Source organism: Sulfuritalea sp. (genome assembly GCF_031426875.1).
Lineage (GTDB): Bacteria > Pseudomonadota > Gammaproteobacteria > Burkholderiales > Rhodocyclaceae > Sulfuritalea.
The window spans coordinates 12,933-35,678 of the sequence record NZ_JASJPC010000004.1; the positions used below are offsets into that span (position 1 = coordinate 12,933).

A 22,746-nucleotide genomic window follows, 5' to 3' on the forward strand; every position below is an offset into this window, starting at 1 on the left:
TTTACAGCGATTTGCGGCCGGACTTCGCAGCATGTGTATTGCCGATTCGCGGGATTCGGTTCATTGGCTTGCCCTACGGCCATTCTATTGACTATATTTATATATTGGCATTCAATAGAATATAAAACGTCGGTAAAGGAGAAAGAACCATGCCGCAGGCCATCGCCGCCAAAGTCGAAGATCGAGCGCGGATCCTTACTACCGCGGTTGCGGAAGTCGCACGGCATCTGGATATCAGCGCCACCGATCTCGGGACCATAATCGGCATCAGCCAGCCTTCCGCGTCCCGCTTGATGCGGGGCGAATTCACGGTTCGCGAACGCACGAAGGAATGGGAGTTGGCCGCCCTCCTCGTTCGCCTGTATCGCGGCCTGTATTCGATCGTCGGCAGCAACGATCAATTGGCGAAGGCCTGGCTGAAATCGCGCAACCTCGCGTTCGGCAACGAAATCCCGTTCGCGGTGATCCAGAACGCGCGCGGCCTGGTTCACGCCTGCGATTACGTTGATGCCCATCGCGCTCCTGCCTGAGGCTCGCCCCTGGCAGGGCTCGGGCTGGCGCGCGGTCGAAGCGCAGCACAAGAACGCCACCATCGCCCTGACGATGGGCAATGTGATCGACCAGGGCATCCTCGAAAACATTCTCGAAGACGCCAAGCCGCCATTGCCGAAAGCAGCGAAGGGTCTGCACTTTCTACTCAGCACGCCCTTTCGCTATCTACCGCCGCCGCCTTCCGGATCGCGATTTCGGGGGCGCTTCGATCCCGCGGTGTTCTACGGCGCCGAAGACATCAAGACCGCCTGCGCCGAAGCCGGATACTGGCGCCTGCGTTTCTGGCTGGACAGCGAAGCCTTGGCCAGCCAATCTGCCTCGATACAGATGACGCTGTTCGAATTCCATGGCGCGACGCAGTTACACCTGGATCTGACGTTGCCACCCTTCAGGACGCAGCGAAAAACCTGGATCCATCCGTCCGATTACGGTAAAACCCAGGAACTCGCTGCCCGCGCAAGGCATGAAAACATCGAGGTGCTGCGCTCGGAATCGGCCCGAAACCGCCCCGATGGCCGCTGCCTGGCGATCCTTACGCCGGCCGTATTCAGGGCTGTTGCAGCGCCTTTTCGGGATTGGGAGCAGACGTGGGGCCTGTTCATCCAGCCGCCGAAACTGGTGGTCTGGCAACGGGAACTGACTGGAGACGCGCTCAGCTTCGAGTATGCATAAGCCAAACGCTGGCGAAGATAAAAGTCGGATCGCGAAATTTGTCCCGAGGAAGTCCCATGAACAAAGCCGAGTCGATCGCATCCTGAGCCCATATGCCCTTCGATAATCAGATCGACATCCCGCAGTCGTTCATGCTCATGCATGTCGCCCCCGGACACACCCGGCCAAACGCGTCTCATGAAGTCATACTGGACCGCTATGAACGGTGCGAGGACATGGCCTGCATGCTGACCGAGCATGCCCGGACGATCGCATTCAAGGAGAACTTCGCTGCACAGGAAGTCCTGATGCGCTGCCACCGGGGCTTGATGGCCGATGTGTCGAACTTCAACGAAAAGGAGTCCGCCTGGATCGTTCACAGGCTGGCTGAACTGTTGGAGTGGGCACCGCCGGCAATCGGGGATGTCGGCGCCGGGATGTAAACCGGTTCCGCAAAAAATTCTCGTTCTCCATGACAGGCAGTGAAACAACTTTGACCTAGCAGTCAGTCAACAAGGAAAAGGCGCATTCCCTGTAGGAGCGAGCTTGCTCGCGATAAGCCGTTGTCGCGAGCAAGCTCGCTCCTGCATCCATCGGTTTCAACATGTCTGCGTACTAGGCTGAATATCGGCCAAACCAGGAGCCAGGCAATGACACAGGCAAGCGATACCCACTCAAAGACCGTCGGTTACATCCTCTGGCTGTTCGGGTTCACCGGCGCCCACCGCTTCTATTACGGAAAGCCGGTGACTGGAACTATCTGGTTCTTCACCCTGGGCCTGTTGGGCATCGGGTGGCTGATAGACCTATTCCTGATCCCGGCCATGGACCGTCAGGCCGATCTCAGATTTCAGTCGGGCAGAGTGAACTACTCCGTCGCCTGGATTCTGCTGACCTTCCTGGGTTTTTTCGGGGTTCATCGGATGTACATAGGCAAGTGGGTCACCGGCCTTCTGTACCTTTGTACGCTCGGCCTTGCGGGCATCGGCTACCTTTACGATTACTGGACGCTCAATGACCAGATTACCGTCGTAAACGCGTCAAAATGACCTCAGTCAGCTGAATTGCACGACCGGCCAAAGGACAAAGGGCTTACAAGCATTCGCTTGTAAGCCCTTGTCTTTATTGGTTGCGGGGGCAGGATTTGAACCTGCGACCTTCGGGTTATGAGCCCGACGAGCTGCCAGACTGCTCCACCCCGCGTCAGAGAAAGGCGATTATAGATGGATTTGCGGCAGTGCGCAACGCAATTGCCGAAAACGCGGTTTCAGTGAAGGCTAACGTTGGACTTATCGACGTTAAGCGTAGCGGCCGAAACCAAAAACGATATAATCGTCTCCCTTCCGAGGAGCGCTGCAAGGGTAGTTCCCACACTTACCCCCCAGGCTCGGACCATTTTCAAACTGCGCTCACCTAACCCGTACCGGGCAGGGTGAGTTCGCCTCCCTCCCGGTCACAGTTCAAGGAGCCCTCATGAACGCCGTGACTGACAAAAAAGATTACGTAATTGCCGACCTCGGCCTTGCCGCCTGGGGCCGCAAGGAAATCCGCATCGCCGAAACCGAGATGCCCGGCCTCATGGCCATCCGCGAGGAATTCGCCAAGGCCCAGCCGCTCAAGGGCGCGCGCATCACCGGCAGCCTGCACATGACGATCCAGACCGCGGTGCTGATCGAGACGCTGACCGCGCTCGGCGCCGAAGTGCGCTGGGCTTCGTGCAACATCTTCTCGACCCAGGATCACGCGGCTGCCGCCATCGCCGCCGACGGCGTGGCCGTGTTCGCCGTCAAGGGCGAAACTCTCGTCGACTACTGGGATTACACCCACCGCATTTTCGAATGGCCCGACAACGGCTACTCGAACATGATTCTCGACGACGGCGGCGACGCGACGCTGCTGCTGCATCTGGGCAGCCGCGCCGAGAAGGACATCTCGGTACTGGACAAGCCGGACAGCGAGGAAGCGACCGTGCTGTTCGCCGCCATCAAGGCCAAGCTGGCAGTCGACAAGACCTGGTATTCGACCCGTCTGGCGCAGATCAAGGGCGTCACTGAAGAAACCACCACCGGCGTGCATCGCCTGTACCAGATGCACGAGCGCGGCGAGCTGAAGATTCCCGCGATCAACGTCAACGACTCGGTCACCAAGTCGAAGTTCGACAACCTCTACGGCTGTCGCGAATCGCTGGTGGATGGCATCAAGCGCGCCACTGACGTCATGATCGCCGGCAAGGTGGCGCTGATCGCCGGTTACGGCGACGTCGGCAAGGGCTCGGCCCAGGCCATGCGCGCGCTGTCGGCCCAGGTCTGGGTCACCGAGATCGATCCGATCTGCGCGCTGCAGGCGGCGATGGAGGGCTACCGCGTGGTCACCATGGACTACGCCTGCGACAAGGCCGACATTTTCGTCACCTGCACCGGCAACGTGCACGTCATCGACCACGAGCACATGGCGAAGATGAAGGACCAGGCCATCGTCTGCAACATCGGCCATTTCGATTCCGAGATCAACGTCGCCTCGCTCGAGAAGTATCAGTGGGAAGAGATCAAGCCGCAGGTCGACCACGTGATTTTCCCGGACGGCAAGCGCATCATCCTGCTGGCCAAGGGCCGCCTGGTGAATCTGGGCTGCGGTACGGGACACCCGAGCTATGTGATGTCGTCGTCCTTCGCCAACCAGACCATTGCCCAGATCGAGCTGTTCACGCGCAATGCCGACTACCCGGTGGGCGTCTACACCCTGCCCAAGCACCTCGACGAAAAAGTGGCGCGCCTGCAGTTGAAGAAGCTGAATGCGCAACTGTCGGAACTGACCGACCAGCAGGCGGCCTACATCGGCGTGCCCAAGAACGGGCCCTACAAGGCCGACCAGTACCGCTACTAGAGAATTGCCAAACCTGGATGGAGTCGGTACTCTCGACTCCATTCCGTTCATGATCCCTTCGGCGGATACCCTATGAGTTCAGAGCAATTGGCAGTCAGACCTTCTTCGATGCAATCAATGATCGAGTTGGTGCAAGCATCTTTGGAATCGCAATATCTTGCTGATAGCCGTCCTTGGGTAGTTGCCTTTTCTGGCGGAAAGGATTCCACGGTAGTTCTGCAGCTTGTCTTCAATATGCTGCTTGGCCTTGGCAAGCGGGCGACAAAACCAATTTTCGTTATATCGTCCGATACACAGGTTGAAGCCCCCAACGTTGCGGAATACGTCACTGCGGCAATAGATAGCGTCCAGCGATCAGCGACAAAACTGCGCCTGCCAATTTCAACAATCCTTGTCCGCCCGACCCCAGCAGAGAGCTACTGGGGCAAGCTCATCGGGAAAGGTTACCCACCACCCTCACGCTGGTTTCGCTGGTGTACCAGCAACATGAAGATTAAGCCGTCGCGCCGTGCAATTGAGGACATTACAATCAACCACGGCAGCGTTATCCTGCTGTTGGGAACGCGAATCTCCGAGAGTTCGCAGCGTGGCCGTACCATGCAGGCGCGCGAAATCAACAGCCGAGGACTAAACCCCCATCACGAAATTCCCAATGCTTTGGTGGCCACGCCCATTGCGAACTGGACCACCGACGATGTATGGGAGTACTTGTCGGATAATCCCTGTCCGTGGGGAGGCAACCATAGCTTCCTGTTTTCTCTTTATCGCCAAGCAAGCGGTGGTGAGTGCCCCGTTATCTTCGATCTCAATACACCATCCTGTGGTGGCAGTCGTTTTGGTTGCTGGACCTGTACAGTGGTCAAAGAAGACAAGTCGTTGCAAGGTTTCATCCGCTCTGGCGAAGAGCACCTGCAGCCATTAGTCGATTTTCGCGATTGGTTGATCGAGCTGCGCGACAAGCCCGGCTATCGAAGCGAAGTGAAACGAAACGGGAATGCTGGACCGGGCCCATTCCTTCCTATCGCGCGACAGGAAATCCTCGAAGCCCTGCTGGCATTGGAGAAGAAAGTCGGGCTTCCCCTCGTCAGCGAGGCGGAATTAGTATACATTCAGCATGAATGGTCGAGGGAGTTCGATTTCCAAGGACATTTGGCGCGCAACATCGCCATAAAGTACGGGAGGGATATCGCCATGTCGGGAAGCCCACAAGAAACTACTCATCCTGAAGACGAGTTGCTGGAACAAGCCGCCGTCGAGTCTGGTTTAAACCCCGACTTGATGCGGGAGTTGCTGGAAATCCGCCGCCGTGATTTTCCGTCTCTGGACAAGTGGGGAGCAAAAAAGGGATTTGAACGTGCGGTCAGTGACTTGGTGAACAAGGCTGCGCAGCAAGCGGAGCAAATGGCGCAAACATGATTCTCGAGCGGTTCAGTATCCACAACCTGTTTTCGTATTGCGGCACTTGGGATTTCGATCTTCGTCCATCCGACGATGGGCGCAACATACTCCTTATTTGGGGCCGTAACGGCTACGGCAAGACGAGCTTTCTGAACAGCCTAAAGCTGCTATTTACGGGTGTATCAGAGGAATTGCGCGGCACCGTTCATATCGGCCGAAACATTAAGCGTGACCATTACCTGCTAGGTATGGGCGACGAGTGGGTCGGCATTTTTAACCGCCACGCGCGTGCTGCCGGTGAGAAGAGGTTTGGCGTTTCGCTTGTCTGGCGTGAAGCCGCCGGTACAGTAACTGTCGAACGCATCTGGCAGTTAGAGAAAGGTAATGCTGGAGAAACCCTACGCGTTACGCCTAGTTTTGGCGACCCCCTTGAAGATCAGGATGGCGATATCGAGGGCGAAGCCCGTGCATTTATCCAAGAGCGGTTACCCGAGGCCGTGATGCCTTTTTTCATCTATGACGGTGAGAGAGTACAACAACTTGCCGAGGCTAACCGTGATGGCCAGTTAGAGAAAATAGAGCAATTGCTGGATCTCGCCGACATAGACGTCATCGACGAGTATCTCGGCCGTAATTTGACCGCTTGGCGGAAAGATTCCAACGACGCTAGCCAGCATAAAATCAACTCCTTGCATCATGAAATCCAGGCTTTCGAAGAGAAGCTTGCGGGACTAGATGCCGATCGCAAGAGCGTGGAAGATGAAATCGCCGAGGCCGAGTATGCCGTCAAACGGCTGGACACTGCCCTCCAGGCACGGCGCCAGTTCGCTTTACAGAGCGAAGAAGCGCAACTGGCTACAAAACGGGAAGGTTTCGCGGCGCGCCTGGAAGAAAGAACTCTCACCTTTTTCGAGTCCTTCACCAGAGATGCGCCGCTGGTTTTGCATCCATTGCTTATGGGCGAAGTAGCACATGAGCTAGAAAAGATCGCCGCCCATCCCAACCGACGCCTCAAAGACGAATTGGGTAGAGTCTTTAATGCCTTGCCGGAACGACTGTTCGACGACCCGCCGCTACCGGTACCGCCGTTGACGCAGGATCAGGAAGAGTTCCTGCGACGCAAGTTGGCCCGCGTCATGGACAGCTACCGCCCCGATGCGGAAGACATGACTTCTGGCTTGTTCCATTTGAGCCCCCTTCGTGCCGAGGCCTTGCTCAGGGTGGCGGACGAGTACTCCCATGACGAACGCAAACGCGCCCGTTGGGCAAGCGATCTGGCGGATATTCGTCGCATCAAGTCCGACCTTGCCGAGATCGAGCGAAAGCTTAACGATGTCTCCAATCTCGCCCCCCAAGAACGGCAATTGTTTGAAGAGCGAATCACTGAACGCGATACTCTGAACATCAGGATTGAGGAACTACATCGACATCTTGGCGGACTTGCCGAACAGGAACGCAATTTCAATCGCGAGTTGGGGGCTAGGCGCGACACTTGCCGGGCCGAAGAACGAAAATTGGTGGGTGCAAATGCGGCACGAGGCAAGCTGGGCATCGGCCAACGGCTCCAACACGCCCTGGCTTCATACCGCAGCCTGCTGAAGGCACGGCGGCGCAGCGATATCGAAGCCGCCATCAACAGTCGATTCATCGAACTGATGACTTCTCACACCCTGATTCGGCATATTCAGGTCAACGATGATTTTTCCTTGCATTACTTTGATGCCAATGGCCAGCCAGTCGGAATGGGAAATCTTTCGGCTGGTATGAAGCAATTAGTTGCCCTGGCTTTGCTATGGGGATTAAAAGACGTATCCGGCAAGGAGGCTCCAGTGGTGGTGGATACGCCGTTAGCTCGTATCGACCGACAGCACCAGGAAAATCTCATTACCTGCTACTACCCCAAGGCGGGGCCGCAGGTGATTGTGCTGCCCACCGATTCCGAACTGGATCGCGAAAAACATGCCTTACTCAAGTCCCATGTGTATCGGGAATACCGACTGATTAATCCGGAAGGCGATCAGACCAGTGTCGAGCTTGGAGGGTATTACTGATGGCCAAGGTGTATACCTCCCAAAGCGACGAGGACACTATTGCCTTGGTACTGCGAACGGGATTTAGGGCTGCAGGTGATAAATGGACCGTGTTGCGCGTGGCTTTGGCGCTTTCCATCAAACAGTTGAACCCACCTGCTGAAGATTTCGACAATCTGGAAGGTGGGAAAGGTAAGGAATATACGCTCGAGGTACTTACCGGACACAGCCAAAAGGAACCAGAGGGTTTTGTGGGCGCCTTCCGTGCCTTGCTTTCGGTCTACCACCAGCAGGATTTGTTCGGCGACGAGAACGAGTCGCTATTCACGCGGCTGTTGCAACGGCACATTCGTCGCGGTCTGCGGGAAATTCAGACTTCGTGGAGGGAATCCCACGACTTTCACGAATTCCTCTACCAGGAATTCTTCAGCGCACATGGAGAAACCCAGGAAGCGAGCAGTCTTGACAGTGCCAAGGGCTTGGCTCAGGCCCTTGAAGAGTTTGGGTTGACTGCGGAGATTACCGAAAGCCGCGAAGGCCCCCGCGTCACGCGTCACACGATACGCCTTGCCGATGCCGAAGATTATGGCCGGCTGGAACGAAAACTAGATGATCTGGCCTTCACCCTTGGCCTTAAGGATGCGGGAGTATTCCTTGCACCAGCGGGGGAACCGAAGACAGTCTGGCTGGATGTTCCCCGCCCTCCGCAGGAGTGGAAGAACGTGGGCACGGAATTGTTCGGCAGTTGGGCCGCGCCCGCAGCGGGGCTGCCACTGTTGCTGGGCGTCGATATCGAAGGTGAGCCGGTTACGCGCGATCTTGTCGATGCACCCCACGTCTTGGTTGCCGGCACCACTGGCAGCGGCAAGAGCGTTTGCCTGCATGCCTTGCTTCTGTCACTTCTAACTACGCGCAGCCCAGCGTTGTTACGGTTGCTGCTTATTGACCCCAAGCGAGTCGAGTTCACTCCATATCAGAGTTCGCCACACCTGCTGGCACCCATCGTTACCGACGGCGTGGAGGCGACCCGTTCTCTGAAAAGCCTGGTGAAGGAGATGGAGTCGCGGGAGAAGCTATTGGCTACGCGTGGTGCAAGGGAATGGAGGGATTTGGGTGAGTCAGCCCCGCACCGGATTGTCGTCGTGGTAGAGGAACTCGCCGACCTGATCGCTCAGGCACCAGATGCGGAAGACCCCTTGGTTCGTCTTGCCCAGAAAGCCCGCGCCGCCGGTATCCATCTAGTGCTTGCCACCCAACGCCCGGATGCAGCTACATTCAGCGGCCTGCTACGAGCAAACATTCCCTCACGCATCGCCCTGACTGTGCAGAAGGCCACCGATTCGCGCATCGTCCTCGATGAAGGGGGCGCCGAGAAACTGCTCGGCAAGGGCGACATGTTGGTGAAATGGCTGGGCGAGAAGTTAGTGCGCGCGCATGGATTCAACATCCGGCCGGATGATGTAACAAGCTTCCTGCGACGCTTACACAAGGAGGGCTAACCAATGATGAACATACTGATCGAGGAATTTTCTTCCCTGCTCCTCACAGTGGACCGGGTTGGCCCCTTTCAGGAACGAATGGAGGAATTCGATTTTACCGACGCCAATGACGAGCCGTGCAATGCATACCTGATGATTTCCAAGAATGGCCGGGGGAAGACAACGGTCATGGAAATGCTTGCCGCGATGATGAATATGCTCGGCAAGACAGAGTGTTCAGCTCTCGGCTTCGAGGCATTCGACCGCGAGCAAGGCCGCGCCCAGTGGGACGTTCGCGTGACTGTGAATCGTGATGGGCGCAAGGAAACCGTGATCCTGTCGCTCGTTGCAGGCTTCATGGGTGAGGAAGTTTCTTTGAAGCCGTGGGGAGAATCCGACGTCAAGAAATACGGAGCGACGCGCTGGTGCAGGTTTGGCTTCGTGCGCAACGCCTTTGGTCGCTACAGCATGGTTGGCCGCACCGACGAATGGGTGCAGAACTTCAACATTCTCATCGAAACCAGCATTGGAGAACGTCTGTCGGGCTTCGAGAGCGACGAGCTAACTTTGCCGACACTGATCTATTTTTCCGCTTATCGCAACATCATCCGCATGCCGACCGAAGATCGGGCCATCGTCGCCCCGCGCGATTGGAACTATCGCCCCGTACATATTTTCGACGTAGAGGGCCGCGAGTGGCGGGACTCGCTGGACAACTTGCTAGTCTGGCTAAAGTGGATGGACGATGGCCGCTTTGAGGTTGCTATCGCAGCGATCAATGAGCGGGTCTTCAAAGTTGACGACAAGAGACTTTTTTCTGGGAAGAAGCTTAAAGGCGTGCGCAAAGAACCGCCGGAGGCGATCATTGAAGCGAACGGATTGGAGCATCGGCTGGACAGGCTATCCAGCGGAGAAAAAAGTCTGGTTCAGCTTTATTTGCGTCTGGGGGCACATATGACTCGGAACACCATTTTGTTGATCGATGAACCGGAGGTTCATCTTCACCGTAATTGGCAGTACGAGACCCTGTTTACTCTTCTAAACATTGCAAAGTCGCACTTCCCCAATGTCAGCGTATTTATGGCCACCCATTCGGAGCGAATGATGAAAGCGTTCGGACTCAATAGCGTCGAGGAAAATTTGCGTAAGGGCGCTTACATCATCGAAACAGCAGAGGAAGAAGACCGCGCGGAGGAAATCGCGAAAGAAGCCACCGCGAAAGAATTGACACGCAGCATGGATCCAGTTGCGGGAGAAAATTAATGGGGGCGGTAAAGAATCAACCCGGTTTGAGTGCTCCGGACAGACTGTCGGCCCGTTACGGTGGAGTTCCTGTTATTTACGTCGAATCTGAAGAAGACAACTACGTGTTCGGCGAGTGCTGGTTCAAAGATCACCTGTCACGCGTTGAATTCAGGCCCGCTTCACAGCAATGCAATTTCTCCGGTTGTTCAGCCGTAATAGAGGCCGTTGCTGAGGAACGAAAGGCCGGCAACTCAGCGTGGGGCGTCGTGGACCGGGATACAGTTATGAGCAAAGATATGTGGCATTTGGTTCATGAGACCGATGATGCTGCCTACCAGAACTCACAGCCGTTTGGTTCAGAGGTGAAAGCGCTTTGTCGATGGGAGATGGAAAACTATCTTGCTGACGGCGAGGCAATGGAGAAATGTCGGGCCGAGATAGAGATGGAACCACCCAGGCCGATGCAAGATGTGTATGACGAGCTATTGAATCATTGTCAAGTTCTAATCCCTCACGCGGCAATTAACGCCGTTTGCCATCAGCATCGAATTGAAGGCTTGTCTGACGGGTATACCAATCGTCGCTTTTCCACTCGTGCTGAAAGCGAAGCATGTGTTCAGCAAGATAAATTCCCAAGGCTTCCTTCCTCGGCAGCCGCCGATTATGCAATGCACGTTTCCCGCGTAGATGCCTTTGATCTTCCAGGTGAATCCTCAACCACTCGCGTCACTGCTCTACTCAGAAGGGTTCATGGCAAGGCGCTGCTCGATAGATTCTCTGCAGCTCATCGCATCAAGGATAATTTGAAAGGACGATTGGCCAACCATGTACGGGAAATGGCACGCGTCCCGTCAGAAATAGCACTTTTTGTCGATCAAATTGCAGCGAGCAACTAAGTCACGCGCGAATTGATCAGGCAATGGTCCGCATCCTCCTAAACTGGCTGATCAACGCAGCGGCGCTGCTGGCCCTGCCCTACCTGCTGCCCTCGATACACGTCGCCGGATTTGCCACGGCGCTGGGGGTGGCGGTGGTGCTCGGACTGATCAACACCCTGATCCGGCCGCTACTGTTGCTGCTGACGCTGCCGGTCACGCTGCTGACCCTGGGGCTGTTCATCTTCGTCATCAACGGCATGATGTTTCTTCTCGCGGCGTGGTTGCTCGACGGCTTCGTGGTGGACGGATTCATCGCCGGCGTCATCGGCTCGACGCTCTACAGCGTGATTTCCTGGCTGCTGGCGCGTTTGCTGCTGAGCTCGCCCCGATCATGAACGCACGCTGAAGCACTTTCCTGGAATCCAGCATGAGTCTTGAACTATCCATCGAGTTTTTCCCGCCGCAGACCAGCGAGGGCATGGAGAAGCTGCGCGCGACGCGGACCCGGCTTGCGCTGCTGAAGCCCGAGTTTTTCTCCGTCACCTACGGCGCTGGCGGCTCGACGCGCGAAAACACGCTGGCGACGGTGATGGAGATCGCCGCCGAAGGCCACCAGGCCGCGCCGCACCTGTCCTGCATCGGTTCCACGCGCGAGGGCATCCGCGAGATGCTGGCCATCTTCAGCGCACGCGGCATCCGCCGCATCGTCGCCCTGCGCGGCGACCTGCCCTCGGGCATGGCCGACGCCGGCGAATTCCGTTATGCCAACGAGCTGGTGTCGTTCATCCGCGCCGAAACCGGCGCGCGTTTTCTTATCGAGGTGGCGGCCTATCCGGAATGGCATCCGCAGGCGAAAAGCCCGCGCGACGATCTGTTGAATTTCAGGCGCAAGATCGACGCCGGTGCGAATTCGGCCATTACCCAGTATTTCTACAATACCGACGCCTACGAGCATTTCGTCACCGAAGCGCGGGCGCTGGGCGTAACGGTGCCGATCGTGCCGGGCATCATGCCGATCGCGAGCTTCTCCAAGCTGGCGCGCTTTTCCGACGCCTGCGGCGCCGAGATACCGCGCTGGATGCGGCGCAAGTTCGAGAGCTTCGGCGACGATGCGGAATCGATCCGGGCCTTTGGTCTCGATGTGGTGACCGAGCTGTGCCAGCGCCTGATCGAGCGCGGCGCGCCGGGCCTGCACTTCTATAGCATGAACCAGGCGGGCCTGACGCTGGAGCTTTGCCGCCGCCTGGGACTGCTCGACCGCTAGACGCGAACCTCGAGCAGGTGGCGCAAGGCCGCCCGCAGCCGCCCTGCCGGCACCGGCTGCTTGAGCAGCGCGAAGCCGGCGCTGCGCGCCGCATTCTGCGCTTCGTCGCTGACATCCGCGCTGACCAGCAGCACGGCCATGCCCTCGAATTCCCGGCGCAGCTCCTGTGCCAGCTCGATACCGCTGCCGCGGCCCGGCAGTCGAAGATTGCATATCGTCAGATCCGGCGGCGGATCGCTCTCGCGGCAGCGGCTCAGCGCCTCCTCGCGGTCGGCCGCCAGCAACACCCGGCCGCCCCAGCTGACGATCGCCTGTTGCATGCCCGCCCGTACCAGCGCATCCCGCTCCACCACCAGGACTGTTCCCGTTATCCGCGCCGGATCGACCGCGCCCTCTGACGATGCGCTCCCCGCTGACGGCAGATCGCGGGGCAAGCCCGCCGGCACCACGGGCAATTCGATCCAGAACACCGAACCGCGCCCCGGGCGCGAACGGACACCCAGCGGAATGTGCAGCAAGTCGGCCAGGCGCCGGCAGATGGCCAGGCCCAGCCCGAGGCCCTTGGCACGATCGCGCTCAGGGTTCGCCAACTGCACGTATTCCTCGAAAATTCCCTCGCGTGCATGCTCCGGAATGCCTGCGCCGGTATCCCAGACCTCGACCACCAGCACGTCGCGGCGGCTGCGGCAGCTCACCAGCACGCCTCCGGTGCGGGTGTAGCGCAAGGCATTGCCGACCAGATTGAGCAAAATGCGCTCGACGATCTTTTCGTCGCTGCGCACCCAGAACCGTGTCGGCCGCAGCTTGAGCCGCAAACCCTTTTGCGCGGCCAGCAGCGAAAGATCCTGGCCCAGGCGATCCAGCACATGGCTCAGGGGGAAGCAGCCGATGCTCGGCACCACGTTGCCGCCGTCGAGGCGTGAAATGTCGAGGATGGCATCGAGCAGATTCTGCAGGGCGTCAACGGCCGACTGGATGTGCGCAACCAGTTCCGGCTCCTGCCTTGCCGCCTGGGATTGCGCCAGGGCGGAGACGAAGAGGCCTAGTGCGTGCAGGGGCTGGCGCAGGTCGTGACTGGCGGCCGCCAGAAAGTGCGATTTGGCGATGGTGGCGTGCTCCGCCGCGTCCTTGGCCTGCCGCAAGTCGGCAGTGGCTTCGGCCACCCGGGCGCGCAACTCGTCCTGCGTCACGCCTATGCGTTCGGCCATGCCGTTGATGCCGGCCGCCAGGGAGTGCAGGGCGCCGGCAGATCGGGTCGCCATGCGCGCCGTCAGGTCCCCGGCGCCGATACGCCCGACGACCTCGTTGGCCTCCAGCAGCGGGTTTGTCATGCCGCGTGCGATGCGTTGCGCCAGCCAGCCGCCGAGCACGGATCCAAGCAAGGCAATCAAGCCGCCGATGGCGATCAGCCGTTCGCTCTTGCTCGATACCTTGCGCAGTGACAGTTCGACCACGACGTAGCCAAGCAGCTGCTGCGGCACCTCAGCTGCCGCCGTCGTGCCGCCGTAGATGTCATCCACGGGCAGACTGCTGCGCATCACCGGCTCGACGAACAACAGCACATCCGGACGCAGACGTGCGCCGTCAATGCGCGCCGGCGCGGGCCACATGGATTGATTCAACGCGCCGCTAAGTGCCATGACGGCACCGCGCGCATCGAGAATCGCTGCCCCGCGCACATCCGGATCGATCTGCAGTGCCGACTCGGTCAACACCGAAAGGGCGCTGCGCTGACCGGAAAATATGCCGAACTCCGCAGCACCGGCCATCTGTCGCGAAATCGCCGTGCCGCGCGTCTGCAATCCTTGTTCGAGATCGTCGATGGCGCGCAGTAAAAACACCGTCGTCAAAAGCACCGCCACCAGCGTGGTCGGCAGCAGCGCCGACAACAGCATGCGGGTACGCAGGCTCATCTTCATGGCCTCTCCTTCTGGCGCAGTTGTTGCCCGATCAGCGATTCGTCCAGGGCGAAACCCAGCGAGCGGGCGACATCATGGTTAACCGCGACGACAAACTCGCGCGGCCACTGCGGCGCCGGCAAAGCCTTGCCCGCCAGTGCCTGGCGCAGCGATTCGCCACCGCGGACACCGACCTGGGCCGGTGTCGAATACAGGGCCAGCAGCGCGCCCGCCTTGACATAGGCCGGAGAAAAGCCGAGCAGCGGCACCCGCCGCCGATAGGCTGCCGTCAATATGTTGGCGGCTGTCTGGCTGTTGAACACAGCCGGGTCGGGCAGCGCAAGCAGGACATCGGCATTGGGCAGCACCGCTTGCAGGGCCTCGAACAGGCCATCCGCTTCCACCGCCGCCGCCGCCAGTTCGAAGCCGCGCTCTTTGGCCGCTTTCTCCAGTGCCGGCAAGTGGCCCTTCGACTCCGCGCCGACCAGCATGCCGACCTTGCGCACGTTGGGCAACGCCAGCCGGATCAGTTCCAGCTGCCGCCATGGCGGCTGGTCGAGGAACACCGCCGAGAGCGATCCGGCACGCAGGCGCGCCGGATCGGCCATGCGCTCGAAAGCCAGGCGCGGCACCAGTATCGACAGCAGCGGGGGCGGCGTCGTGTCACGGGCAAACAGGTTCTGCATGCCGCGCTGAGCCCCCGTCCCGATGGCGACGACCCATTGCGGCTCCGGCGCCGCACGGGTGAAGCTGCTCCAGTGCGCCACGCGCCAGTCGATGCGTCCCGGCAGTGCCTGCTCGACTTCCGCCTGCAGCGCCTGCGCCGCTTCGGCGTGGGCGCCGCCCGTGGCGGACAAGGCCACCCAGACGGGGATCGTCGCGGCGGCCCCCGCTGATCCATATGTCATTAGACATAGGCAAGCGGTGGCGAGAGCAGCTAAAAACCGGGAGGGCATTACTCAGAAATCCAGCCGTAATGTGGCGAAAGTGCGGCGCGGGAAGTATCTCCCCGGATCGCCTTCCTGATAGCTGCCGGTTGCCGAGTGCGTTACCACAGCCGCTTCGGCCTGAGTTCCGCCGATCTTGAAGCGGCGCGCCAAGCGCAGATCGACCCGAGGTTGGGTGTCGAGCACGTCGTTCTTGCCGCCCCAGGTCATCGCTCCGTAGGTGAGATAGAACAGCCCGAACTCGAAACCGGCCGGCAGAGATTCGAACCAGACCAAGCCGGAGGTGTGCGAGGGTGCGCTCAGTTCGTCGCTGATGTGCGTGTCGCCGGTGGCCCAGGCGCGAATGTTGAGTACCGTGTGATTCAACAATAGCTGGGTTTCCGGACGCGGCTTCCAGCGCAACTGCGTCTCCCAACCGCGCTTGCGATAACGGTCCTTGTTCACCACGTCGTTCGGATAACCGCCGAAATAGCGGGCGATGCTGCTGCCGCTTTCCTCGAAGCCGCGCAAGTCGACTGTCAGGCCGAGCTGCCGGAACTCGCCGACGTAGCCGATCTCGTTGGCCACCAGGCGCTCGGGCTTGATCCCGCCGCTGGCGAGCACCAGTGAGCCGGGCAGGCTGGGTGTCCGCCAATTCCCGCGCAATTCAAACATGGTGGGCATGCGGTAGGCCTGGGTGGAGCCAAAACGCAGCGTGTGTCCGGGCAGGATGTGGTAATTGAGACTCAGACGCGGCGCCGTATGCGGACCGGCGACACTATGGTCTTCCCACATCGCGCCGGCATTTACAATCCATTTCTCGCCCAGCCGCCACTCGACATTGCCGAACACGCGGCGCAGTTCGGCGGTCAGCGCAGTCTGCTCCTTGAAGAGATCGGGTGAGCGGATTTCCTCGTGACGCCATTGGCCACCCCATACCAGGCGCAGATCCGGCAATATCCGGGTCGTATGTTCGGCCTCCAGGGACAATCGCCGTCCCGTCCCATCGGCACGATAGGGACGCGGCACTCCCAAGAGTGTGAAGTGATAGATCTGGTCGATGAACTTTTCTTCATCGAAGCTGCCATTGAAGCGGATATCGTTGTCTGCATCGACATTGTGCCGCCACTGCCCCTGGACGAACACATTGCGCCAGTTTTCACTGCGCAGCATATCGGTCGCACCCCACTGATGGCGAACCGAGCCCGCAGTCAACATGACGTCGTCCGCCGCCGATGGCCGCAAATCGGCGCGGAGATGAAACTGATCAACCCGCTTGTCGTCGTTAGCATCGTCGAATCCGCTGTCGCCCGAGCGCGCCGCCGTCAATCGCACGGCAAGGCGCTCGTCGCCCCAAGCCGCGCGCACGCTGCGATCGGCAATGCCCTTCTCGCCGAGCGCCAGCGACGTGGAAAATCTTGGCACATCGGTGGCAGTCCGCGTCACCACGTTGACCACCCCGGAAAACGCATTGGCGCCGTAAGCCGCGGAGTTCGACCCGCGCAATACCTCGATGCGCTCGATGTCATCGAGCACCATACCCATCATCGGGTGGCTAACGTTGCCGGCCAGCAGGGAGGAATAGATCGAACGGCCATCGACAAACACCTGCAGGCGCCGATTCAATGCATCGAAATCGCCGTGATAATTGGCGATCGGATTTGCGCCATTGATGTGGCCGATCACGAAGCCCGGAACGAAACGCAGCAAGTCGGTCAGATCGCGCGCACCGGAACGCCGGATGGCTTCGCGATCGATGACCGTCACCGCTCCCGGCACGTCCTTGAGCGGCTGCGCCAGGCGGCTGACCGAGAGCACCACCGGCAGTTCGTCGAAGTAGTCCTTCTCCGAAACCTCCTGCGCCCCAGCGCAGCTGGACAGAAGCGCGAGAGTTGGCGCTGAGAGGACGGCAAAAAGTCGACGGCTGAGCATGGTTATCCGATTATAGACAGATAGATATGCTCAGCGGCGGCTAACCGTAGCCACGCCGGCAATGACCAGTGCGACACCGGCCATCTGCGCCGTCGAGAAACCTTCATCGAGCAGCAGCCAGGCGAAGACAATGGTCAGTAGCGGACCCACCATGCCCACCAGCACGGCCTGTCCGCTGCCGATGCGGCGAATCGCCGCCGATTGGGCGAATACCGGCAGTACCGTGCAGAACATGCCCATCGCAGCGCCCAGCGCATAGACCGGCCAAGGCTGCACCAGGGTCGTCAGCGGCTGCGTCGCCAGGAAGTGGCCGCCGATGGCGGCTGTCGATACCAGCATGGCCAGGGCGGTGAAGCGTGCCGCACCGAGTTTCGCAATCATCCCGGCGCTGCCCGACAGGTAGAGCGCATAACTCACCGACGAAGCGAAGACGAAGCCGCCGCCGATCCAGACCGCAGCGGTATCGCCGGAAAAGTGCAGATCGTGCGCGAACGCGGCGGCAATGCCGGTGTAGCACAGGCCCAGCGCCACAGCCTCGCGGCGGCTGATGGCACGGCCGTGCAGGACGACGCCGAACAGCAGGGTCAGCGTCGGATAGGTGAACAGGATCAGCCGTTCCAGGCCCGCCGAAATGTACTTGAGCCCGAGAAAATCCAGAATGCTGGCGCCGTAGTAACCGAGCGTGCCCAGCAGCGCGACCGCAAGCCAGTCGCGCAGCGTCATGCCCGGGGCATTGCGCGAAGCGGAAAAACCGACCCAGAGGAATACCGGCAGGGCGAAGGCCATGCGCAGGGCCAGCAGCGTCACGGCATCGACGCCGTAGGGATAGGCCAGCTTGACCAGGATCGCCTTGAAGGAAAAGCCGAAGGCCGCGATAACGGCGAATATCACTCCAGCGCGATGTACCGCGGGCAAGCCGGCCGCGTGCGTCACCGGCGACGACCGCCGCCCATGATCGAGCCCAGCACGCCGCGCACGATCTCGCGGCCGAGCGAGGAACCGATGGCGCGCACGGTGCTGCTCACGGCGGCTTCGACCACGGTCTGCCGGCCGCGCGAACCGCTGCGGGCGCCGCCGCCGAGCATGCCGCCCAGCGCGTCGCCGATGCCGCCGAGAAATCCGCCGCCGCCGGCTTGCGGCGTCGCAGTCGCCGTGTCGCCAGCGCCAACTCTCTGACTGACATCGCCCTTGAGTTTCTCGTAGGCCGATTCGCGGTCGAGCAGCTTTTCGTAATGCCCGGCGATCGGCGAGGCGGCGATCGCGGCCCGACGCTCGTCTGCCGTCATCGGTCCGATGCGCGAGGCCGGCGGCAGCACCATGGCGCGCTCGACCACGGTCGGCCGGCCGTGCTCGTCGAGGAAGGAGACCAGCGCCTCGCCGACGCCGAGTTCGGTGATCGCCGTCGCGGCGTCGAAGGCCGGATTGGCGCGCAGGGTGTCGGCGGCCGCCTTGACCGCCTTCTGGTCGCGCGGGGTGAAGGCACGCAGCGCATGCTGGACGCGGTTGCCGAGCTGGCCGAGCACGACATCGGGAATGTCGAGCGGATTCTGCGTCACGAAGTAAATGCCGACGCCCTTGGAGCGGATCAGGCGCACCACCTGCTCGACCTTCTCCAGCAGCGCCGGCGACGCGTCGCTGAACAGCAGGTGGGCCTCGTCGAAAAAGAAGGCCAGCTTGGGCTTGGGCAGGTCGCCCGCCTCGGGCAGTTGCTCGAACAGCTCGGCCAGCAGCCAGAGCAGGAAGCAGCCGTAGAGCCGCGGCGAGTTCATCAGCTTGTCGGCCGCCAGCACATTGATCACGCCGCGCCCGTCCTGGGTTTGCATGAGGTCTTCGATGTCGAGCATGGGCTCGCCGAAGAAGCTGTCGCCGCCCTGCTCTTCGAGCGTCAGCAGGCCGCGCTGGATGGCGCCGATCGAAGCGGCCGAGACGTTGCCGTACTGCGTCTTGTAGTCGGCCGCGTGCTCGCCGACATGCTGGACCATGGCGCGCAAGTCCTTGAGGTCGAGCAGCAGCAGGCCCTGGTCGTCGGCCACCCGGAACACGATCTGCAGCACCCCGGCCTGGGTGTCGTTGAGATTGAGCAGGCGCCCCAGCAAGAGTGGCCCCATGTCGGAAATCGTGGCGCGCACCGGATGGCCGCCATGGTCGCGTTGGCCGAACACGTCCCAGAACACCACCGGGCTGGCCTGCGGCTGCCAGTCCTTGATGCCGAGCCGATCCAGCCGCGCCTGGAACTTTTCGGAGGCGGCCCCGGCGACGCCGAGGCCTGACAGATCGCCCTTGGCATCGGCGAGGAACACCGGCACGCCGGCCCTGGACAACTGCTCGGCCATGACTTGCAGCGTCACCGTCTTGCCGGTACCGGTGGCGCCGGTGATCAGGCCGTGACGGTTGGCAAGTTGCGCCAGCAGGGCAAGTTCGATCTCGCCGCTCTTGGCGATAGGCAGGGCTTGGCTCATGACAGGGATTCCCGGGATGCTAAAATTTGCGATTCTAATAGGCAAACTCGCGGCAAACTCGCGGCAATCCCGCGGCAATGGCGCGCAACCAGGGAAACCACTATGGCCGGACATTCCAAATGGGCCAACATCCAACATCGCAAGGGGCGCCAGGACGCCAAGCGGGGCAAGGTGTTCACCAAGCTGATCAAGGAAATCACCGTCGCCGCGAAGATGGGCGGCGGCGACGTCAGCGCCAATCCGCGGCTGCGGCTGGCGATCGAGAAGGCCAAGGCGCAGAGCCTGCCCAAGGACAACATCGATAACGCCGTCAAGCGCGGCACCGGCCAGCTCGAAGGCGTGAATTACGAGGAAATCCGCTACGAGGGCTACGGCATCAACGGCGCCGCGGTGATGGTCGACTGCCTGACCGACAACAAGGTGCGCACCGTCGCCGAAGTGCGCCACGCCTTCGCCAAGCACGGCGGCAACATGGGCACCGACGGCAGCGTCGGCTTCCTGTTCACCCACTGCGGGCAGATGCTGTTCGCGCCCGGCACCAATGAAGCCACGCTGATGGACGCGGCGATCGAGGCCGGCGCCGACGACGTGCTGACCAACGAGGACGGCTCGATCGAAGTCATCACGCCGCCCAACGACTTTGCCAACGTCAAGGATGCGCTGGAGCAGGCCGGCTTCAAGCCGGAATTCGGCGAAGTGACGATGAAACCGCAGAACGAAACCGAATTCGAAGGCGAGGACGCGCTGAAAATGCAGAAGCTGCTCGATGCTCTCGAAGCGCTCGACGACGTGCAAGAGGTCTACACCACGGCGGTAATCGACGAATAAACGCGCCGGCCCGCCACGCGGCGGCCGCTTAACGGACCGCGGTGTTGGCCTGCAGGGATTTCAGATCGGCGGCAATCGCGCGCGCATGGCGCGCCGGATCGACGCTCAGGTAGACCTTGGCGATGCGTCCCGCCGGGTCGATGATGAAGCTGTAGCGCTTCGCCATCCTGACCACCAGCCAGTCCGACAGCGCGCCGTATTGCCGCGCCACCGCGGCCGTCGAGTCGGCCAGAAGCGGGAAGGGCAGGTGATATTTCTCGGCGAAGGCCTTGTGCGACGCCGTGTCGTCGACGCTGATGCCGACCACCTGCGCGCCCAGGCCGGTGAGCAGCGAGATGTCGTCGCGAAAGCTGCAGGCTTCCGTGGTGCAGCCCGGCGTGTCGTCCTTGGGATAGAAGTACAGCACCAGCCAGCGTCCGCGCCATTCATCCAGGCGGCGCATCGCGCCGTCCTGGTCGGGCAAGGAAAATCCCGGCGCGGCGCTACCCAGCGCCGGAACCTCCGCGCTCGCGGCGGAGATCAGGGCCAGCATCGACAGCAGTCCCACCACAAATTTGCGCATCACATCCCTCTCCTCGGTCGATCGAAACTTGCCGCGCCGGCGCGGCGAATCGGGAATCGGTTACCCTTGCGGGCTGAATTTTCGACCATGAGTTTTATGAACCGTTCCGTCCCCCTGTTGTTCGTCCTGCTCTGGAGCACCGGCTTCATCGGCGCCAAGTTCGGCCTGCCGCACGCCGAGCCGCTCACCTTTCTGCTGATCCGCTACCTGCTGGTGCTGGCGCTGATGACCCTGATCGCGCTGGCGATGCGCGCGCCCTGGCCGCGCGATGCGCGGCAGTGGTTTCATATCGGCGTCGCCGGCCTGCTGGTGCACGGCGTCTACCTCGGCGGCGTCTTCATGTCCATATCGAAGGGCCTGCCGGCCGGCGTCGCCAGCCTGGTGGTGGGCATCCAGCCGCTGCTGACCGCCGTCGGCGCCGGCTGGCTGCTCAACGAAGCCGTGCTGGCGCGGCAATGGTTCGGCCTGGTGCTCGGCTTCGTCGGCGTCGCCATCGTGGTGTCGGGCAAGCTCGGTAGCGGCTTCGGCCTCGATGCGCTGTGGCCGGCGCTGGCGGCGCTGGCCGGCATCACCGCCGGCACGCTCTACCAGAAACGCTTTTGCCCGAGTTTTGATTGGCGCACCGGCGCCATCGCCCAGTTCCTGCCGACGGCCATCGCCACCGCCATCGTCGTCCAGCTGAGCGAGGACTTCCGCGTCGAATGGGCGCCCGACTTCATCTTTGCCCTGGCCTGGCTGGTGCTGGTGCTGTCGCTGGGCGCGGTTTCCCTGCTCAACATGCTGATCCGCCGCGGCAGCGCGGTGAATCTCGCCAGCCTGTTCTACCTCGTGCCGCCCTGCACCGCCCTGATCGCCTGGCTGCTGTTCGACGAGCGCCTGGCCGGCATGGCGCTGGTCGGCATGGCGCTCGCGGTGTGGGGCGTGTATCTTGCGCGAAAATGAAACCGCCATTGTCTAGCAGCATCCGCATACTCGGCATCGATCCCGGTCTGAGGAGCACTGGTTTTAGCTACGGCCGCTCGCGTAGCTCGCTTAACCGGCTGCGCCGGTTAGCCTTCTCTGAAACCAGCGCCCCCGGTTGCGCTGCTACGTCATGAACAAGGCCATTCGCATATTGGGCATCGATCCCGGTCTGAGGAGCACTGGTTTTGGCGTCATCGACAAGGCGGGCAACACCCTGGCCTATGTCGCCAGCGGCTGCGTCAAGACCGATGCGGAAGGCAGCCTGCCGCAGCGCATCAAGACCATACTCGACGGCCTGGTCGAGATCATCGCCACCTACGGCCCGCAACAGGCGGCGGTGGAAATCGTCTTCGTCAACGTCAATCCGCAATCCACGCTGCTGCTCGGCCAGGCGCGCGGTGCGGCGATTTCCGCGCTGGTCACGGCGAACCTGCCGGTGGCGGAATACACCGCGCTGCAGGTCAAGCAGGCGGTGGTCGGCCATGGCAAGGCGGCGAAGGAACAGGTCCAGGCCATGGTCGCGCGCCTGCTCAATCTGCCGGGCATACCGAGCAGTGATGCCGCCGACGCGCTGGCCTGCGCCATCGCCCACGCCCATGGCGGCCAGGGCATGGGCGGGCTATCCACCCTGGGCAGACGCATGCGCAATGGAAGGCTGGTGTGATGACATCGCCCGCCGCAGGGCCGTCCCCAGGTGGGCGCAGCCAAACACCCGGAGATCGCGCAGCGATCGAACCCCCGTCACCGCCTTTCGCGGAAAGGGGGCCGGGGGGAAAGCACAACATTCTTTATGCCTGGG

At 61.0% G+C, this 22,746-nt stretch carries 21 protein-coding genes, 1 tRNA gene and 1 riboswitch; of the genes, 15 read left to right on the plus strand and 7 right to left on the minus strand.

Translation table 11 applies throughout. From position 1 onward, the window contains the following. Positions 1–149: 149 nt before the first annotated feature. From RMO95_RS01925 to RMO95_RS01940, 4 genes are all read left to right on the plus strand, one after another. Positions 150–530 carry an antitoxin Xre/MbcA/ParS toxin-binding domain-containing protein gene (locus RMO95_RS01925; protein ID WP_310448898.1) on the plus strand — a complete coding sequence of 127 codons (381 nt, stop codon included), beginning with the start codon at positions 150–152 and terminating at the stop codon, positions 528–530. Next, positions 508–1,224 carry an RES family NAD+ phosphorylase gene (locus tag RMO95_RS01930; RefSeq protein ID WP_310448899.1) on the plus strand — a complete coding sequence of 239 codons (717 nt, stop codon included), beginning with the start codon at positions 508–510 and terminating at the stop codon, positions 1,222–1,224. The genes RMO95_RS01925 and RMO95_RS01930 overlap by 23 nt, the downstream gene beginning before the upstream one ends. Positions 1,225–1,316: 92 nt before the next feature. After that, positions 1,317–1,646 (plus strand): hypothetical protein, encoded by a 330-nt coding sequence (locus RMO95_RS01935; protein ID WP_310448900.1) that lies wholly within the window; start codon positions 1,317–1,319, stop codon positions 1,644–1,646. A 207-nt stretch (positions 1,647–1,853) separates the two neighbouring features. Then, complete coding sequence (locus RMO95_RS01940) at positions 1,854–2,252, plus strand: TM2 domain-containing protein (RefSeq protein WP_310448901.1); 399 nt, start codon at positions 1,854–1,856, stop codon at positions 2,250–2,252. A 77-nt stretch (positions 2,253–2,329) separates the two neighbouring features. On the opposite strand, the gene RMO95_RS01945 is transcribed toward RMO95_RS01940, so the two are convergent. Further along, positions 2,330–2,406: transfer RNA gene (locus RMO95_RS01945), tRNA-Met, on the minus strand. A gap of 136 nt (positions 2,407–2,542) precedes the next feature. Further along, positions 2,543–2,621, plus strand: a riboswitch (S-adenosyl-L-homocysteine riboswitch). Positions 2,622–2,676: 55 nt separating this feature from the next. Here RMO95_RS01945 and ahcY point away from each other — a divergent pair. The 8 genes from ahcY (at position 2,677) to metF (ending at position 12,379) form a co-directional block, all read left to right on the plus strand. After that, a complete protein-coding gene (gene ahcY, locus RMO95_RS01950; RefSeq protein ID WP_310448902.1) occupies positions 2,677–4,086 on the plus strand; it encodes an adenosylhomocysteinase in 1,410 nt (469 codons plus the stop codon). Between the two features lie 72 nt (positions 4,087–4,158). Next, positions 4,159–5,502, plus strand: coding sequence for a DNA phosphorothioation system sulfurtransferase DndC (gene dndC, locus RMO95_RS01955; protein ID WP_310448903.1), 1,344 nt, complete (start codon positions 4,159–4,161; stop codon positions 5,500–5,502). Beyond that, the gene (gene dndD / locus RMO95_RS01960) at positions 5,499–7,535 is read left to right on the plus strand and encodes a DNA sulfur modification protein DndD (protein ID WP_310448904.1); all 2,037 of its coding nucleotides are present in this window, start codon (positions 5,499–5,501) and stop codon (positions 7,533–7,535) included. Before dndC ends, dndD begins: the two co-directional genes overlap by 4 nt. Beyond that, positions 7,535–9,013: a DNA translocase FtsK gene (locus RMO95_RS01965; RefSeq protein WP_310448905.1), complete on the plus strand. Its 1,479-nt coding sequence runs from the start codon at positions 7,535–7,537 to the stop codon at positions 9,011–9,013. The genes dndD and RMO95_RS01965 overlap by 1 nt, the downstream gene beginning before the upstream one ends. A gap of 3 nt (positions 9,014–9,016) precedes the next feature. Then, a complete protein-coding gene (locus RMO95_RS01970; RefSeq protein WP_310448906.1) occupies positions 9,017–10,255 on the plus strand; it encodes an AAA family ATPase in 1,239 nt (412 codons plus the stop codon). Continuing rightward, positions 10,255–11,133 carry a hypothetical protein gene (locus RMO95_RS01975; RefSeq protein ID WP_310448907.1) on the plus strand — a complete coding sequence of 293 codons (879 nt, stop codon included), beginning with the start codon at positions 10,255–10,257 and terminating at the stop codon, positions 11,131–11,133. The genes RMO95_RS01970 and RMO95_RS01975 overlap by 1 nt, the downstream gene beginning before the upstream one ends. Positions 11,134–11,156: 23 nt before the next feature. Next, positions 11,157–11,510, plus strand: a complete 354-nt coding sequence (locus tag RMO95_RS01980) for a phage holin family protein (protein ID WP_310448908.1) — start codon at positions 11,157–11,159, stop codon at positions 11,508–11,510. A 32-nt stretch (positions 11,511–11,542) separates the two neighbouring features. Continuing rightward, entirely contained in the window at positions 11,543–12,379 is an 837-nt protein-coding gene (metF, locus tag RMO95_RS01985; protein ID WP_310448909.1) for a methylenetetrahydrofolate reductase [NAD(P)H], read from the plus strand. Here metF and RMO95_RS01990 read toward each other — a convergent pair. The 5 genes from RMO95_RS01990 to RMO95_RS02010 are packed head-to-tail and all read right to left on the minus strand — an operon-like array spanning position 12,376 to position 19,594. Continuing rightward, positions 12,376–14,298: an ATP-binding protein gene (locus RMO95_RS01990; protein WP_310448910.1), complete on the minus strand. Its 1,923-nt coding sequence runs from the start codon at positions 14,296–14,298 to the stop codon at positions 12,376–12,378. The genes metF and RMO95_RS01990 overlap by 4 nt on opposite strands. After that, a complete protein-coding gene (locus tag RMO95_RS01995; protein ID WP_310448911.1) occupies positions 14,295–15,185 on the minus strand; it encodes an ABC transporter substrate-binding protein in 891 nt (296 codons plus the stop codon). Before RMO95_RS01995 ends, RMO95_RS01990 begins: the two co-directional genes overlap by 4 nt. A gap of 51 nt (positions 15,186–15,236) precedes the next feature. Next, a complete protein-coding gene (locus RMO95_RS02000; protein ID WP_310448912.1) occupies positions 15,237–17,135 on the minus strand; it encodes a TonB-dependent receptor plug domain-containing protein in 1,899 nt (632 codons plus the stop codon). A 30-nt stretch (positions 17,136–17,165) separates the two neighbouring features. Then, positions 17,166–18,026: a DMT family transporter gene (locus RMO95_RS02005; RefSeq protein ID WP_310448913.1), complete on the minus strand. Its 861-nt coding sequence runs from the start codon at positions 18,024–18,026 to the stop codon at positions 17,166–17,168. A gap of 38 nt (positions 18,027–18,064) precedes the next feature. Then, positions 18,065–19,594, minus strand: a complete 1,530-nt coding sequence (locus RMO95_RS02010) for a helicase HerA-like domain-containing protein (RefSeq protein ID WP_310448914.1) — start codon at positions 19,592–19,594, stop codon at positions 18,065–18,067. Between the two features lie 102 nt (positions 19,595–19,696). Here RMO95_RS02010 and RMO95_RS02015 point away from each other — a divergent pair, with 102 nt between their 5' ends. Further along, entirely contained in the window at positions 19,697–20,422 is a 726-nt protein-coding gene (locus RMO95_RS02015) for a YebC/PmpR family DNA-binding transcriptional regulator (RefSeq protein ID WP_310448915.1), read from the plus strand. A gap of 28 nt (positions 20,423–20,450) precedes the next feature. Here the strand turns inward: RMO95_RS02015 and RMO95_RS02020 are convergent, their stop codons facing one another. Beyond that, complete coding sequence (locus RMO95_RS02020) at positions 20,451–20,984, minus strand: peroxiredoxin (RefSeq protein WP_310449005.1); 534 nt, start codon at positions 20,982–20,984, stop codon at positions 20,451–20,453. Between the two features lie 96 nt (positions 20,985–21,080). Between RMO95_RS02020 and RMO95_RS02025 the strand changes: the two genes are divergently transcribed. Beyond that, the gene (locus tag RMO95_RS02025; RefSeq protein ID WP_310448916.1) at positions 21,081–21,926 is read left to right on the plus strand and encodes a DMT family transporter; all 846 of its coding nucleotides are present in this window, start codon (positions 21,081–21,083) and stop codon (positions 21,924–21,926) included. Positions 21,927–22,077: 151 nt separating this feature from the next. Beyond that, a complete protein-coding gene (gene ruvC, locus RMO95_RS02030; protein ID WP_310448917.1) occupies positions 22,078–22,611 on the plus strand; it encodes a crossover junction endodeoxyribonuclease RuvC in 534 nt (177 codons plus the stop codon). Positions 22,612–22,746 lie beyond the last annotated feature (135 nt).

Bases quoted from the DNA above. Each gene is read 5' to 3' on its own strand.
- RMO95_RS01925 (WP_310448898.1), top strand. From the start codon at position 150: ATGCCGCAGGCCATCGCCGCCAAAGTCGAAGATCGAGCGCGGATCCTT.
- RMO95_RS01930 (WP_310448899.1), top strand. From the start codon at position 508: ATGCCCATCGCGCTCCTGCCTGAGGCTCGCCCCTGGCAGGGCTCGGGC.
- RMO95_RS01935 (WP_310448900.1), top strand. From the start codon at position 1,317: ATGCCCTTCGATAATCAGATCGACATCCCGCAGTCGTTCATGCTCATG.
- RMO95_RS01940 (WP_310448901.1), top strand. From the start codon at position 1,854: ATGACACAGGCAAGCGATACCCACTCAAAGACCGTCGGTTACATCCTC.
- ahcY (WP_310448902.1), top strand. From the start codon at position 2,677: ATGAACGCCGTGACTGACAAAAAAGATTACGTAATTGCCGACCTCGGC.
- dndC (WP_310448903.1), top strand. From the start codon at position 4,159: ATGAGTTCAGAGCAATTGGCAGTCAGACCTTCTTCGATGCAATCAATG.
- dndD (WP_310448904.1), top strand. From the start codon at position 5,499: ATGATTCTCGAGCGGTTCAGTATCCACAACCTGTTTTCGTATTGCGGC.
- RMO95_RS01965 (WP_310448905.1), top strand. From the start codon at position 7,535: ATGGCCAAGGTGTATACCTCCCAAAGCGACGAGGACACTATTGCCTTG.
- RMO95_RS01970 (WP_310448906.1), top strand. From the start codon at position 9,017: ATGATGAACATACTGATCGAGGAATTTTCTTCCCTGCTCCTCACAGTG.
- RMO95_RS01975 (WP_310448907.1), top strand. From the start codon at position 10,255: ATGGGGGCGGTAAAGAATCAACCCGGTTTGAGTGCTCCGGACAGACTG.
- RMO95_RS01980 (WP_310448908.1), top strand. From the start codon at position 11,157: ATGGTCCGCATCCTCCTAAACTGGCTGATCAACGCAGCGGCGCTGCTG.
- metF (WP_310448909.1), top strand. From the start codon at position 11,543: ATGAGTCTTGAACTATCCATCGAGTTTTTCCCGCCGCAGACCAGCGAG.
- RMO95_RS01990 (WP_310448910.1), bottom strand. From the start codon at position 14,298: ATGAAGATGAGCCTGCGTACCCGCATGCTGTTGTCGGCGCTGCTGCCG.
- RMO95_RS01995 (WP_310448911.1), bottom strand. From the start codon at position 15,185: ATGACATATGGATCAGCGGGGGCCGCCGCGACGATCCCCGTCTGGGTG.
- RMO95_RS02000 (WP_310448912.1), bottom strand. From the start codon at position 17,135: ATGCTCAGCCGTCGACTTTTTGCCGTCCTCTCAGCGCCAACTCTCGCG.
- RMO95_RS02010 (WP_310448914.1), bottom strand. From the start codon at position 19,594: ATGAGCCAAGCCCTGCCTATCGCCAAGAGCGGCGAGATCGAACTTGCC.
- RMO95_RS02015 (WP_310448915.1), top strand. From the start codon at position 19,697: ATGGCCGGACATTCCAAATGGGCCAACATCCAACATCGCAAGGGGCGC.
- RMO95_RS02020 (WP_310449005.1), bottom strand. From the start codon at position 20,984: ATGCGCAAATTTGTGGTGGGACTGCTGTCGATGCTGGCCCTGATCTCC.
- RMO95_RS02025 (WP_310448916.1), top strand. From the start codon at position 21,081: ATGAACCGTTCCGTCCCCCTGTTGTTCGTCCTGCTCTGGAGCACCGGC.
- ruvC (WP_310448917.1), top strand. From the start codon at position 22,078: ATGAACAAGGCCATTCGCATATTGGGCATCGATCCCGGTCTGAGGAGC.